Annotated in this window: 9 protein-coding genes; all 9 read left to right on the top strand. The window is 32.5% G+C overall.

Going from position 1 to position 15,733, the window contains the following annotated elements:
* Positions 1–63 precede the first annotated feature (63 nt).
* The 9 genes from CCE82_RS06200 to CCE82_RS06235 all read left to right on the top strand — a co-directional run bounded on the left by CCE82_RS06200 (position 64) and on the right by CCE82_RS06235 (position 15,697).
* Positions 64–2,115, top strand: a complete 2,052-nt coding sequence (locus CCE82_RS06200; protein ID WP_276205641.1) for a heavy metal translocating P-type ATPase — start codon at positions 64–66, stop codon at positions 2,113–2,115.
* Positions 2,116–2,248: 133 nt separating this feature from the next.
* Positions 2,249–2,404, top strand: a complete 156-nt coding sequence (locus CCE82_RS13045) for a hypothetical protein (RefSeq protein WP_167370967.1) — start codon at positions 2,249–2,251, stop codon at positions 2,402–2,404.
* Between the two features lie 226 nt (positions 2,405–2,630).
* A complete protein-coding gene (locus CCE82_RS06205) occupies positions 2,631–3,203 on the top strand; it encodes a helix-turn-helix domain-containing protein (protein ID WP_086428546.1) in 573 nt (190 codons plus the stop codon).
* 474 nt (positions 3,204–3,677) lie between these two features.
* Positions 3,678–4,955: a sigma-70 family RNA polymerase sigma factor gene (locus CCE82_RS06210; RefSeq protein WP_086428547.1), complete on the top strand. Its 1,278-nt coding sequence runs from the start codon at positions 3,678–3,680 to the stop codon at positions 4,953–4,955.
* Positions 4,948–8,232, top strand: a complete 3,285-nt coding sequence (locus tag CCE82_RS06215; protein ID WP_086428548.1) for a DEAD/DEAH box helicase — start codon at positions 4,948–4,950, stop codon at positions 8,230–8,232. Before CCE82_RS06210 ends, CCE82_RS06215 begins: the two co-directional genes overlap by 8 nt.
* Before the next feature lie 333 nt (positions 8,233–8,565).
* Positions 8,566–9,786 (top strand): hypothetical protein, encoded by a 1,221-nt coding sequence (locus CCE82_RS06220; protein ID WP_086428549.1) that lies wholly within the window; start codon positions 8,566–8,568, stop codon positions 9,784–9,786.
* Positions 9,787–10,580: 794 nt separating this feature from the next.
* On the top strand, positions 10,581–11,996 hold the full coding sequence (locus CCE82_RS06225; RefSeq protein ID WP_086428550.1) for a B domain-containing protein: 1,416 nt from the start codon (positions 10,581–10,583) through the stop codon (positions 11,994–11,996).
* A gap of 245 nt (positions 11,997–12,241) precedes the next feature.
* Positions 12,242–13,237, top strand: a complete 996-nt coding sequence (gene sph, locus CCE82_RS06230; protein ID WP_086428551.1) for a sphingomyelin phosphodiesterase — start codon at positions 12,242–12,244, stop codon at positions 13,235–13,237.
* Positions 13,238–13,597: 360 nt separating this feature from the next.
* The gene (locus CCE82_RS06235) at positions 13,598–15,697 is read left to right on the top strand and encodes a sialidase family protein (RefSeq protein ID WP_086428552.1); all 2,100 of its coding nucleotides are present in this window, start codon (positions 13,598–13,600) and stop codon (positions 15,695–15,697) included.
* Positions 15,698–15,733 lie beyond the last annotated feature (36 nt).

Consider the following 15,733-nt stretch of genomic DNA (forward strand, 5'->3'; position numbering starts at 1 on the left):
CCTATAGGTATGTGTTATGCTGTAGATGTATTAAATGATAGCGTGATAGAAATAGGAGGCGTTATTTTGTCAAATATTGAAGAGCACCACCATGACCCGCATGAGCATAGAAGTCATGAACATCACGATCATCATCATGAACACGACAATCATGCACATCATCATGGAAATTTTAAAGTGAAGTTTTTTGTTTCATTGATTTTTGCGATACCGATTATGATTTTATCTCCAATGATGGGCGTACAATTACCATTTCAATTCACATTTCCAGGTTCTGACTGGATTGTGTTAATCCTTGCGACCATTTTATTCTTCTATGGGGGCCAACCGTTTTTATCTGGGGCCAAAGACGAAATGGCTTCGAAAAAACCAGGTATGATGACGCTCGTTGCTTTAGGTATTTCAGTTGCATACATTTATAGTCTTTATGCTTTTTATATGAATCATTTTAGTCATGCAACAGGTCATACGATGGACTTTTTCTGGGAACTTGCGACATTAATTTTAATTATGTTACTCGGTCATTGGATTGAAATGAATGCTGTCGGAAGTGCTGGAGACGCATTGAAAAAAATGGCAGCACTGTTACCAAATACGGCGATGAAAGTTACGGATGATGATCAGCGTGAAGAAGTTAACATAGCGGACATCGAAATGGATGATATCGTTGAGGTGAAAGCGGGAGAAAGTATTCCAACAGATGGCATCATTGTTCGTGGTGAGACCGCAATAGACGAATCGTTAGTCACCGGGGAGTCTAAAAAAGTACAGAAAAAGCAGCATGACACAGTAATCGGTGGTTCTATTAATGGGAACGGAACGATACAAGTCAAGGTGACAGCTGTAGGAGAAGCGGGCTATCTTTCGCAAGTGATGGGACTCGTGAATCAGGCTCAAAATGATAAATCTAGAGCGGAGTTATTATCTGATAAAGTGGCGGGTTACCTGTTCTATTTTGCTGTCAGTGTCGGTGTGATCGCTTTTATTGCTTGGATGCTGATACAAAATGAAATTGATTTTGCATTAGAACGACTGGTGACGGTGTTAGTGATTGCTTGTCCACATGCGTTAGGCTTGGCTATTCCGTTAGTGACTGCTCGTTCGACGTCAATAGGGGCGCATCACGGTTTAATCATTAAAAATAGAGCAGCGATAGAAACTGCACAACATATCGATTATGTCATGATGGATAAAACGGGTACATTGACGGAAGGTAACTTTTCAGTCAATCATTATGAGAGCTTTCACGAAGATATGAGTGACGATGGAGTATTAAGCTTGTTTGCGTCATTAGAAAGTCAATCGAATCATCCATTAGCAACAGGCATTGTCACATTTGCTCAAAGTAAAAACATTGCATATACGCAACCGCAAGATGTTCAAAATATTTCAGGTGTTGGATTGGAAGGGAAAGTTGGCGGTCAATCTTATAAAATCACCAATGTTTCCTACCTTGAACAAAATGGGTTTGATTATGATCAAGCATTGTTCACGAAATTAGCACAGCAAGGCAATTCCATTAGCTATTTAATTGATGAAACACAAGTCGTGGGTATTATCGCGCAAGGAGATCAAATCAAAGACAGTTCAAAACAAATGGTCACTGATTTATTAGCGAAAGGTATCACACCTGTCATGCTCACGGGTGATAATCAAGAAGTGGCAGAAGCGGTAGCGAAAGAACTAGGTATTCATGATGTCCATGCACAACTCATGCCAGAAGATAAGGAGAGCATTATAAAAGCGTATCAAAGTAAAGGTAAGAAAGTGATGATGGTTGGGGACGGTATTAATGATGCGCCAAGTTTGATTAGATCAGATATCGGTATCGCCATTGGAGCAGGTACAGATGTTGCAGTAGACTCTGGTGATATCATCCTTGTTAAAAGTAATCCGACTGACATTATTCATTTCTTGACACTTTCCAATAGAACGATGAGAAAAATGATTCAAAACTTATGGTGGGGTGCAGGCTATAATATTGTTGCTGTACCTTTAGCAGCAGGTATTTTAGCGTCGATTGGCTTGATTTTATCTCCAGCAGTGGGTGCGATTCTCATGTCGCTCAGTACTGTTATCGTTGCGATTAATGCCTTTACACTGAAATTGAAATAGGTGTTGTGCGTTGTCTAGTAATGGATCTCAATGCGAATGCTATTTCCTCCATTTTAATTAAGAAATGGTTGATTATTGAAATACAAGGTAATCTTGAGTATGTGGTATAGTATGACCATTAGGCGGCGATACGATGATGACGATTGACTCACAATTTAACAAACAGATCGTTAAGAATCTTTCGCTTGAAGGTATGTATTTGACGAGAGAGCAACAAAAGCAAGTTTTAGATGTTATTAACCATAAGAAAGAACTGATTCGTAAAATTGCATTGAACAGTGAAGTGTGAAGCAATTTCTCAATAAAAATTAAGTTTAAGAAAGTGAATTATGTAAGTTTTACGATACCATCTACTTTTACTGGAGTAGGTGGTATTTTTTAGGAAAAGTCACAAAAACTTAAGCGTATCACCCGGGAAATATAACTATAAAAAATTTTATAGTGACATTATAAAGAGATTTGATAGAATAACGTTTAATTACAAGTTATCGTGGGCAATGAAGGAGCTGTTGGATATGGATGTCGGCAATCAAATTAGGTTTTATAGAAAAGAAAAACAATTATCACAGATGGCATTAGCGGAGAAAATTGATGTATCTACGCAAACGATTTCGAACTGGGAGAATGAGAGAACCTACCCAGATTTGTACCATTTGATTGCACTCAGTTCTTTATTCAATGTTTCTTTAGATCAACTTGTAAAAGGAGATATAGTAGAAATGAAGAACATCATTGATCACTATAACATGGACAGATATGGTAAATTGATGCTTGCTTTTATGATTATTACTATGATTTCAGTTGGCCCAGTTTTGAAATTTATCGATGGATGGTACGGTTTACTCATCCCATTCATATTTTGGGTCATTTCAATGTATTATGCGATTAAGATTGAACAGTTGAAGAAAAAGTACGATGTCAAAACGTTTAAAGAGATCGTGAATTACATGGAGAATGGCGCAAAGACTTATAACGATACAAGAGAAAAAAGGAAATTGTTGATAGAGAAAACATTAATTGTTACTGTATTCGTCGCAGTGGCGGTTGTTTTGATGTTAGGCAGTCTGTTTTTGTTTGATTTGTTTTAATAGAAGGTGTGAATTAAACAAATGAAGTTTTTAGAAACATATCTTACAGATTTTGTCTATTAATTACCTACTTTATTTTTGTAGTATATTTTTATTGAAAGTCTAATAAGTTGGGGAATTCCGGAGCTAAAATGTAGTAGGCTATGTTTTAACTCCGGCACTTATTTTAAAATACAAATGCTTCATTATCATGATTATGACCTTGGGAGAACATTTTTAGAATTGTATATTTGAATAAACTAATCTGATGTAAATCATTTATTAACGACTTTGAAGAGTAGAAGTTGACATGTTAAGTTAGTGACTTGACCAAATCATCCGAAATTCTAAAGAAATATAAATGTACATTTTATATATGTAGAGAAAGTCATATTTTTAATATTAGGTATGTTTAAAATGTTACAATATTGTTATAATTACTTTGAAAAGTAAAAACAAAAGTTAGTCTATAAAATTACATAGGGTGGGGCTAATATGGGAGAAAATATAACTTCAATTATCGATTATATAAACAGTAATATTAAATATGGAAGCGAAATTAAAGGATATGAAGTTGATTTGTTACTAAAAAAATTTTCTGTAAAAAATTCAGAAAAATATAAAATATTAGAAGAATTGAAATCTCTAAATATTACAATTTCTGAAGATAAACATTCATATAAACATAAATTAGTAAAATTATACTCTCTTTTTAATAAGAACAAAGAATTATTAGAGAGTGATTTACTAAATTGGTTTGAAGATGAATTTATTGAAATAAAAAGGCGGGAAGATATTTGTAAATTACTGAATGATTTAGGATATAAAGTTATTAAGGACAGAGATTTGAAAAGCATGAGTAAAATAGATGAGTTGTTTGAAGATGAAGATTTTGAAGACTTAGATGATTTACTAGAGAGTGAGAGTTTCCAAAAAGATATAAAAAGTTACAAGAAAATAATTGATAAAAAATATAATATCGAATACTTGACTGAATTCAAGAAAATCGAAGAAACGTCGGAAGAAAAATTAGAGATTTTATCTAACATTGTAATTGCAAACAAAAAATTAGTTTCAAAAATTGTTGGTAATTACAAATTATTATCCACTGTTTCTTATACAGAAGAGGATATGTTTCAAGCGGGGATGATGGGTTTGTTAAAAGCTGCTGAGAAATTCGATGTTAAAAAGGGATATCAGTTTTCAACATATGCAACATGGTGGATAAGGCAAAGTATAACAAGAGGAATTGCAGATTTTAGTACTACCATTAGAATTCCAGTGAACATGCGTGAAAAATTAATTAAACTTATTCGAATTGAAAATGAGCTTTTAAACAAACATGGACGAGTAGCAACTAATGAAGAGATTTCAAAAGAAATAGAATGTGAATTACATGAAGTAGAAACAATAAAAAAATATATAGAGTTATCAAATTTAAAAAGTTTAGAAACTAGTATTAATGATGATGGAAGTAGCTTTTTGATTGACTTTATTCCAGATGAAAAAAGTTTAAGTGTTGAGGATAAAGTTTATAATTCGTCTTTAAGACAAGAATTAAAGGATGCTATTAATAAAAGATTAACTGATAAAGAAAGGACAGTCATATTATTGCGCTTTGGATTTGAAAATGAGAAGGTCTATACACTAGAAGAAATTGGAAAAAAATTGAATGTTACAAGGGAACGTATCAGACAAATTGAATCAAAAGCATTAGAAAAATTGAAGGTAAATAGAATTACAAAACGGTTAGGGGATTATCGTTATGATTAATAATAAAATTAAAGAAATAATTAATGAGAAAGGTAGTACAATTATTGTACTTAATGGAGTAGATTCAAGCTTGTTTACATATGAAAACAAATATTTTTCGTTTTCTATTGATTATTATGACAAGGTTGAATTAAAAATTGTAAAAGAGCAGGTAGTTGAAGAGGTTATATCAAATCGAACATTTACTGAAAATTACAAATGGATGACTATGGAAGAATACCAATTATTTCGAGAATACCAGTCTATAAATAAAATGCCTATAGCAATCCTAAAAAACAATTTATCTGATAAACAATTTCCTTACAGAAATACTTTATCAGATATTGAGAAAGTCTACCATTATTTATATTTTGAAGAAGATAATGCGCTTGAGATAGAACAAGCTATTTTGCTAGAGCAAGTATCATATTTTTATGGTCAAATTAACTATTCAAAGCAATCGAATAATTATTTTGTAACCTATCCTGAAATAGATGAAAAAATAGACATATACAATCTATACGAAAGTGAACCTATCTCAGTAAGTACTACTGAAGATAATTCAGTTGAAAATACTATTCGTATAGAATTATCGGAGGATGAAATACCTTTTTTAGATTTAGAAGATGAAATACTGAGTAAAAATAACAAAAAAAATGTGGTATTTATACTATCTGGCGCACTTGATAATTTGCCAAACAATTATTTGGAAAGAATAAATCTTCTTGAAAAGTTAAGTGATGTGAAATTCTATTTCACCACGCTATCGATAAGAAGGAATCTTATTGATAATGAGAAACAATATAAAAAGATTTTGAAAGATATATATGGGTATGATGATTTTAGAGAAATAGATTTTTATAAAAATATTGAGGATCGTTCTAAGAAAACTATAAACATTTCACAATCACAAATTATTGATGATATTGTTGTACAAGCAGAAAATGCTATGTTCGGGGATTCTTTTAGAGATATCTATATTACTGCTGCCACTGGTGCAGGGAAATCAGTCATGTTTCAAGTCCCTGCCTTGTTTTTAGCAAATAAGTATAAAGATAATAAACCATTAACACTTGTAATATCTCCTTTGATAGGACTCATGAACGATCAAGTAGAAAATATGCGTAGTAAGGGTATAAATTCATCTGCAACTATAAATAGTAACACACCGCCTTACGAGAAAGAAAATATAATTGAAGGTATCCAAAATCAAAGAATTGACGTTCTTTATTTATCACCAGAAACATTGCAAGCACGAAGCGACATTAAAATGCTTATCGGTGACAGGAATATAGGTGTTGTTATTATAGATGAAGCACATATTGTTACCACTTGGGGTAAGTCATTTAGAGCTGATTATTGGTATTTAGGAATCTACCTTGCGAAGTTAAGAAAAGAATATAAATTTCCTATCGTTACTTTTACTGCAACTGCAATATATGGTGGACGCGAAGATATGTATTTAGATACAAGAAATAGTCTAAATATGATTAGTCCAATTTCTTATTTTGGTTATGTGCGTAGGGAAGATTTATTTATGAAAGTTCGCAGTGGTCAAAAATATTTTGAGAAAGAAGGACGAGATTACAGACATACAAAAAATTGTTTAGCACTAAGACATATAGAAGAAGCCATAGAAAAAGATCAAAAATCATTAATATATTTTCCAACAGTAAAATTATTATTAGATTTTTATGAATTTGTAGGTTCAAATAAGCCGGATATTAAGGAAAAAATTGGAAAATATTTCGGAACACTTCAAAAAGAAGAAAAAGATGAAGTTTTAAGAGGATACAAGTCGGGAGATATTCAATTTGTATTAGCGACAAAAGCCTTTGGAATGGGGATAGATATTCCAGATATAAACAATGTCTATCATTATGCTCCAACCGGTAATGTTATTGATTATATTCAAGAGATTGGACGTGCGGTCAGGGATAAAAATAAAGTCCACTATGGATTTGGTGTAATTGATTTTCTGTCAAAAGATATGAATGAAGTGAAGCGACTACAAGGAATGTCAGCAATAAGGAAATCTCAAATAATTGAAGTTATGAAAAAGGTATTATCAGTATATAAAGAAAAAGGCAATAATCGTAATGTCATTATAAGTCCAGAAGATTTTAAATATATTTTTGTACAAAATAAGAGGGATGAGGATACTTTAGATAACAAAGTTAAAACGGTTTTATTGATGATAGAGAAAGATTTTTCTTCTCCTAATAAACTTGGCTATTCTCCTTTTGTTGCACGACCTAGAAGCTTGTTTGGAAATGATTTAATTTTCGTCAATAAAGAATTTGAATTTACATTATCTAAGTCTAATTTTGGTAAGTATTTTACTAAGCGCTATGATATTGAGAGTGACATATATAGTTCTGTGTATCAAGTGAATTTAAGTGGAATATGGGAAAAATACTATAAGAAAATGTCATTTCCAAGTTTTAAATACGCCTTGTTTACTGCTAAGGAAAGAGAAAAATTAAAGCATGCAAAATTATTTGAAAAGCTAACCTATACATCTGGAGTTGAAATTGGCTTAAATGATAATAATTCAATAGAAAATGTAATAGCAGAATATAAAATGATTTTAAATGCTTTTGAGAAATTTGTAGATCAGCAAAAGATTGTAGAGAAGCAATTTACAATCAAGGATTTAGGTAATCATTTTATGAAAACATTAAAAATTTCTGATAAATTTGAAGCTCAGACCTTTGCTCAAACTGTAATTAATGTTGCATTTGAATTTAATAAAATTAAACAAATTAAATTTATAGCTGAGAGAACAAATAGTAATGAGAATAATAAAAGATATTTTATCCATCAAGATGGAGACATCTTTACAAGTTTTATTATGGATTCAATTTCTAGTGCTCTTATTCCAAAATATAATTACTTAAAAGAGAAAGATGTCGTAATATCCTTCCATTTGAGACAAAAAATAAGCAATATTGATTCGCAAATAGCAGCATTAGGCATTGGAGAAGCTAGGAAGTTACTGCGGTATCAAGTTATAGGTGGAAGCTCACCACAAATTTATTTAAGAATGAACTCTGTTGCGCCACTGGAGAAAGCAATTAAACAAGGTGACTTTTACCAAAATACAATATTACAAGATGTCCAGTCTAAACATCATACAAGCGTTGAGATGCTCAAATATTTATTTACAAAAGAGCAACATGGTTCTAATGCAAAAGAAAAAATATTAAACTATACCACTTGGTTTTGGGACAACATAGAGAACTATTTTATGGGTATATTACCAACTGAAGTAAAAGAGAAAATTTCTAAAAATTAAACATCTGAGTTAGTTTTAAATGTTTAGATGACTTTTGTACATCAATACTTTTATAAAGTCCAAAAAGAAGGGTGACAGGAAAGTCATATAATACTTGCTGTATTGCTGTAGAAAACTTTAGTAGTGTTAAACTATTAAGTATCTAGAATCATTGCTTATGAGAAAAATTTATAAATCAAGTAGTTAACAGAGACTATAAAAATCATTTAATTCAAGTTATTTTATAAGAGGATTTACTCATAAAAGTCGGACTGCATATTATTGTAGTTCGACTTTCTACAGTCATACGTGATAGAGTTATTGTAATAATACACCGTTAGAGGAGGTTAGAATATGGAAATGAATCGCTTTGATATTTATAAGGAGCTTTGGACAAAATCGCGAACAGCATTTGCAGAAGAACATAATATTGAATTTAATGATTTAAAAAAGGTGATTGAAGAACATCAGATTCCCATTCCAAATGCTAAATATTTATACAACTATAAGAAAGGGATTATTGCCCCTATTGATCCTATCTATGGGGAGGATTACTTAATTAAGATTGATGAAAAGCTAAGTGATAAAGAAAAAATCAAAAACAAATGGCTATACTTTGATGATGACAAAAAAGAGGAAATATATATTGCATATACGAATTTAGTGATTCCTGATAAGGTTAAACGACATCATAAGATTATTACGAAACACAAAGAGTACCTAGTAGCAGAAAGAAAGCGAAGAAGAGAAGCAGAGTTAGACCCGTGGAGTTACTATAGAAAAGAAGCTCAAAAGGTATTAAATTCAACTAATATTTCTAAAGAAGCATTACCTAATTTTTATAATCTTTGTGATACTTTATTTAAAGCAATTGAAAGTTTAGGTTTTAAAATTAATGTTGATGAAGAATATATTAATATAAGCATCCCTCGTTACGAGAAAGTTTTAGATAGAGATGAAAGGTTCTATGAAATAAATAAAGATTTTAGAATTAAGTTGAAATTTAAAGAAAAAACAAAAAGGGTCAAAAGTAATGATGATCGGTATTCGACATATGATTATATTAAGACGGGGTATTTTAAATGTGAACTTACTGGAGTATATTCATGGAGTGATAATTATGGTATTACAAAAAATTATCCAGGCTCTGATACGGATGATGTCCTATTGAAAAAGATATTTAAAAGAATATTCGAATTGCCTAGTATATTATATGATGAAGAGATTGAATATATTGAAAGAGAAAATGAAAAAGAACGTCAAAGGCTTAAGGCGGAAAGTTTAAGAGAAAAAAGAAAAAAAGAGTTTAATAAAATTAAGTCCTTGGTGAGACAATATAAATTACATAAAGAATTAGAAGAACTTACAGAATATATTAAAAATTACAGAACTAAAAATGAGTCAGTAGAAGAACTGGTTTGGTACAAGGAAACACTGATGTGGTTACGAAATTTTGACAAGGTTGATAAAGATATAGATGAAAGAAATCACAAAAATATATTAAAGTACCTATTAAGCGAAAAGAGAGAAGATGAAGTAGAGTTTCACGATTCATCGCAGTATAGTTGGTGGTAATTTACTAAGAAATGTAAAAGTATGATTACTGGTTACAAATCTTCTAATAAAGAAAATAAAGGTATCAATGAAAAATAATAGAGAAAGAAGAATTATCTAGAAAATCATTTGAGCAAATAGTGGTTTGAAAGTGTAGGAAAATGGCGGAATGAAAATGCTGTTTTCCTACTTTTATTTTGTTTATTAAGAATTAGGGATAATCATACATGTTGGACGAACATAGTTTAAATAGGGTGAACACAATGAATTTCAGTAGTTTCAATGGATTCCAAATCATTATAAATCATCACACTACTTTAAGTCGATTGGATAAACGCGATGATTTTTTGATATATATGAAGATTTATTGTGCGTGATGTTGTGAATCATATTGAAGAGATACAAAAATTTTTAAACTAGATTTTAAAGAAAATGGTAAGATATTACCCACTGTCTGAGTGTGATAAGAAGTGTACTTTTAAACAAAGAAATTAATATATCCAAATAAAACTTCTGAAAATTTAAGCAAATAGAATTTTTGAAATATTGATTTATACACAAAAGATTATGATTCATGCAGCATAAGAAAAGTATAGTAAATATGTTTCTGAAAATATCATTTTACTTTCATTAATGCTTTAAAAATTTAATTTTATCAATTAAAATTTTGCAACATGTTATATTAAAAACATCAATAATTTACACCGCTTTATTTTTAAATATTCAAAAATTGCACTTTACTTTTAATTTGTAATAATGTAGCATTATAGTGAATAATGCAATACATAATTTAAATTAATAAGGGGTTGTAATCAATGGAAAACAAAAACTTTTTCAGCATTCGTAAATTATCAATTGGGGTGGGTTCTTGTTTAATCGCGAGTTCTTTACTTGTGAATACACCAAGTTTTGCAGAAGAAGCTGATAATAACGCAGAAGCGCAACAAAACGCTTTCTCTGAGGTAGTAAAATTACCGAACCTTAGCGAAGAACAACGTAATGGTTTCATTCAAAGCCTTAAAGATGACCCAAGTGCAAGTCAAGATGTGCTTAATGAAGCTAAAAAATTAAATGATAGTCAAGAGGGCTCTCAACCTGCTCCTAATTACAGTGATGAACAACAAAATGCATTTTATGAAATCTTAAACTTACCAAACTTGACTGAAGAACAACGCAATGGTTATATTCAAAGCCTTAAAGACGATCCAAGTGTAAGCGCTAATATTCTTGTTGAAGCTAAAAATGTGAACGTTAACCAAGCGCCTACACAACCTGCGCCAAGTTTTGATGAAGCGCAACAAAGTGCTTTCTATGAGATTCTAAACTTACCAAATCTGACTGAGGAGCAACGTAATGGATTCATCCAAAGCCTTAAAGATGACCCAAGTGTAAGTAAAGACATCTCTGCAGAAGCTAAAAAGTTAAGTGACAGCCAAGCAAAACCTGATTACAGTGAAGCACAACAAAACGCATTTTATGAAATTTTACACCTACCAAACTTAACTGAAGAACAACGTAATGGATTCATCCAAAGCCTTAAAGATGACCCAAGTGTAAGTAAAGATATTCTTGCTGAAGCTAAAAAATTAAATGACAGCCAAGCGCCTAAAGAAGACAACAACGTAAAAGACAATAATTCAGGTGAAAACAAAGCTGAAGACAAAGGCAGCAAAGAAGACAAAGCTAAAGAGAAAGACAGCAAAGAAAACAAAGCCGAAGATAAAGGCGACAAGGCAGGCAAAGCTGAAGACAAAGGCAGCAAAGAAGACAAAGCTAAAGAGAAAGACAGCAAAGAAAACAAAGCCGAAGATAAAGGCGACAAGGCAGGCAAAGCTGAAGACAAAGGCAACAAAGAAAATAAAGCCAAAGACAAAGGTATGGACAAAGCGAAAGATGCATCAAATGAAATGAAGAAAAAAGATGCAATGCATGTCGTTCAACCTGGTGATACAGTAGAAAAAATTGCTAAAGCTAATAACACAACTGTAGAACAAATCGCTAAAGATAATCATTTAGAAGATAAAAATATGATTTTACCTGGTCAAAAACTTGTTGTTGATAACCAAAAAGCAATGAAAGACAGCCAAGAAGCTAAAGCAAACCACGAAATGAAAGCTTTACCTGAAACTGGTGAAGAAAACGACATGGCATTATTCGGTACATCACTTACAGGTGGCTTAAGCTTAGCATTAGGTCTATACATCTTAGGACGCGGTAGAAAAACGAACTAAGCTAAGAACATGACCTTGAAAGAACAATGTTAACCTCTTAATGAATAGAATTGAAAAACTGTGTATGTAGCATTGAATTGCTACGGCACAGTTTTTTATTTGCATTAACTGAGGCAAAAGTTCTCTTTGTCACTTGAATTATTTAATTAAAAAAACTTCTCATTTTTATTTAATAAACAATTAATCATAAATTAACTGTATAAATAAAGTCGCGATATATGATATGGAATTGAGGAGGGATAAAAATGACAAAAATGATAGGATTCAAGTGTTTCATGCTGTTATCTATAGCAGTTTTTTTAATTTTCACGGGCATTTTAGTATGCAATCATCGAATCGTCAAAGCAGCAGAGGACAAAGACCCAGAATTAAAACTCGCAACGCACAATGTTTATATGCTGTCGACACTGTTGTATCCGAATTGGGGTCAAGGTGTCCGGGCTAACTTAATACCTGAAGCAAGATATTTAAAAAACAATGATGTCCTTATATTTAATGAATTGTTCGACAACAACGCATCATACGAATTATTAAAAAATTTGAAAGCGATGTTTCCTTATCAGACACCAGTGCTTGGACGTGCAAGGTCGGGATGGAATCGAACAGAGGGCAGCTACTCAGATTTTACACTTGAAGATGGTGGTGTGGCAGTTGTGAGCCAATATCCAATTAAAGAAAAAATTCAACACGTCTTTAAGCATGGTTGTGGCTATGATAATTACAGTAATAAAGGATTTGTGTATACAAAGATTAAAAAAGGCAATCAACATGTTCATGTCATTGGTACACATACACAGTCGGAAGATACGAGTTGTGGTACGGGGCGAGATCGAGCAATTAGAGCGGAACAAATGCAAGAGATTAGCAAATTTGTAAAAGATAAACATATTCCAGAAAATGAAGTGGTCTACATTGGTGGCGATATGAATGTCAACAAACGTGTCTACACAGGGGAATACGAAGCCATGCTTAAAAACTTAAATGCAAGAGAGCCTGTTTATAACGGTTACACAAGTACGTGGGATCCAAAGACGAACTCAATCGCACACTATAATTATCCTAAAAGTGCTGCGGAATACTTAGACTATATTTTTGTGGATAAAGACCATAGACAACCTGGGACGTTAGTGAATACCGCGATTAAAGAAAAGTCAGTACCTTGGGAAGTCTTTTCATTTCCTTATTGGTATACTTATGATGATTATTCCGATCACTATCCAGTGAAGGCTTATAGTTGGTAGTTTATCGAATAGAATTGATACTGTGAAGCCCCGCTTGTCTTTTACGGTGAAGTGGGGTTTTTAATGTCTATTCAACTTTTGTGAAAGCCAATTTTTAGCATGCTACTTAATTATCATCAGCTTCTTAAACTTTTACCTAAACAAATTTTTTGAATAGAAGTATGTTTATTTATTATATTTTGTTTTGAAAATATTTTCAAAAGTGATAAACTTATTTATGAAAGCGATTTCTAAAATGTAAAAGTATCAAAAATCACTTTGTCACAAGGTTTGAAATTATAATCGGAAGCATGATTTGTGATTTTGGTCGTTGTTTAGTGAGAAAAAGAAATACTATTAACGAACAAAGGGGACAGTATAATGAAATCAAAACGCTTTTTATTCATATTTAAAGCATTATTTATCTTTTCTATTGCTGGGGTGCTGTCATTTTTTAATGTGCAACCTGTGAACGCTGGAACATCATCAAATGAAAGTAAAGCAGACCCCAATTTAGTTTTTAGTCAGAAAGAGACGCATTTAACTGGTAAAGGAAGCGATATTACTAAAGCCCTTCAAGGTAAAATAGACAAAGGGGACTTTACGGCGATTATTCAATTTAAGCAAGATGATGTTAAAGGGAATCAAGCATTGTTCGGAGCCTCAAATTCGAAAACGAGAAATAGCTATTTTGATGTTTTTGTAAGAGAAAATGGTGAGTTAGGTGCAGAAGTGCGTAATGAAACGTCTCGTACGAACGATTTAATTGCACGGCCTGCTTCGATATGGGGCAAATTTAAAAATCAACCTGTGTCGAATACAGTAGCGATTGTTGGTAATTCGAAGCAACAGACATATGCATTGTATGCTAATGGGACAAAGGTGGCTGAACAAAAGGTAGATCCTTATTTGAAATTAAGTGATATTCAAGGACTTGATTCTTACATGCTGGGTGGCGTTAACAGAGCAGGGCAAGTCGATTTCGGTTTTAAAGGCACAATCGAAAATATAGAAATATATAACACTGCAATGAATGACGACACAGTGATTGAAAAAACGACGAACGACGTGACGCAAAACTTTATTTTCAGAGCGAATGATGCGACACATTCTAACTATTTCAGAATTCCAGCGCTCAATACTTTAAGTAATGGCCATGTGCTTGCGAGTATTGATGCAAGATATGCAGGAACACATGACTTTACGAACAAAATTAATACTGCTACAAGCTATAGTGATGACAGTGGAAAAACTTGGTCATCACCGCAACTTCCTCTCGCATTTGAAGATTTTGCTGCGGAACCACTAGATTGGCCACGTGATCCAGACAAACGTTCTACTAAATTAAGTGGTGGCGCAACTTATATTGATTCAATGATTTTAGAGAAGTCAGATCATCAAACGTTATTATTAGCCGATGCGTTGCCAGCAGGTGTTAGTTCTGCAGGTGCCAAACGTGATGACTCAGGATTTAAAAAAGTGGATGGTCATTACTATATGAAATTGCAAAAAACAGGCGAATCAGATTACAACTATACGATTAGAGACAATGGTGTCATTTATGATGAGCGCACAAACAAACCGACTGAGTACTCAGTAGCTGACGATTTTTCAATTAAACAAAACGGTCAACCTTTAAAAACGGATCAAATGGCTGTCAAATTTGAAAATGGCGAAAAAGTGGAATATAAAAATGGTAAAAAAGTGAACATGAATATTTTCTATAAAGATGCATTATTCAAAGTTGTACCAACGAACTTTATTGCTTATACATCAAGTAAGGACTATGGTGAGCATTGGTCTACACCGAAAATGATGCCACCAGTTATGGGTGAAAGTCGTAATGCACCATTTTTAGGACCAGGAAGAGGCGTTGTCGAAAGCCAAAAAGGACGTATCCTCATTCCTTCATATACAGGAAAAGAATTTGTGACTATTTATAGCGACGATAATGGAAAAACATGGAATAGTAAAGTCGTTCCATTACCATCAAACTGGTCAGCAGAAGCGCAAATCGTCGAAGTGAATCCGGGTGTCTTACAAGTTTATATGAGAACGAATAACGGTAAAATTGCTTATATGACAAGTACAGATGCCGGTGATCATTGGAGCAGTCCGAAATATTTAGACTTTGTATCAAATCCAAGTTACGGCACAGAACTTTCTATTATTAAATACAGCAAAAAAATCGACGGTAAAGATGCGGTTATTTTAAGTACACCGAATTCAACATCAGGCAGACGAAATGGTCAAATCTGGATTGGTTTAGTGAATGGCGACAACACTATCGATTGGCGTTACCATCATGATGTGGATTACAGTCAATACGGCTATGGTTATTCGTCTTTAACAGAAATGCCAAATGGTCAAATTGGCCTCATGTTTGAAAAATTCGATTCATGGTCAAATAATGAATTACACATGAAAAATGTCGTCCCATTTGTGAAATATGACATCAAAGACTTAAAAAATAACAAGTAAATGGCATATCGACGTTGAATAAAATGCAGGAGAATG

Origin of the sequence: Staphylococcus cornubiensis, assembly GCF_900183575.1 — a bacterium.
Taxonomy (GTDB): domain Bacteria; phylum Bacillota; class Bacilli; order Staphylococcales; family Staphylococcaceae; genus Staphylococcus; species Staphylococcus cornubiensis.

What these genes read in the sequence shown, in the direction of transcription:
- CCE82_RS06215 (WP_086428548.1), top strand. Translation starts at nt 4,948, where the DNA reads ATGATTAATAATAAAATTAAAGAAATAATTAATGAGAAAGGTAGTACA.
- sph (WP_086428551.1), top strand. Translation starts at nt 12,242, where the DNA reads ATGACAAAAATGATAGGATTCAAGTGTTTCATGCTGTTATCTATAGCA.
- CCE82_RS06235 (WP_086428552.1), top strand. Translation starts at nt 13,598, where the DNA reads ATGAAATCAAAACGCTTTTTATTCATATTTAAAGCATTATTTATCTTT.
- CCE82_RS13045 (WP_167370967.1), top strand. Translation starts at nt 2,249, where the DNA reads ATGATGACGATTGACTCACAATTTAACAAACAGATCGTTAAGAATCTT.
- CCE82_RS06205 (WP_086428546.1), top strand. Translation starts at nt 2,631, where the DNA reads ATGGATGTCGGCAATCAAATTAGGTTTTATAGAAAAGAAAAACAATTA.
- CCE82_RS06210 (WP_086428547.1), top strand. Translation starts at nt 3,678, where the DNA reads ATGGGAGAAAATATAACTTCAATTATCGATTATATAAACAGTAATATT.
- CCE82_RS06225 (WP_086428550.1), top strand. Translation starts at nt 10,581, where the DNA reads ATGGAAAACAAAAACTTTTTCAGCATTCGTAAATTATCAATTGGGGTG.
- CCE82_RS06220 (WP_086428549.1), top strand. Translation starts at nt 8,566, where the DNA reads ATGGAAATGAATCGCTTTGATATTTATAAGGAGCTTTGGACAAAATCG.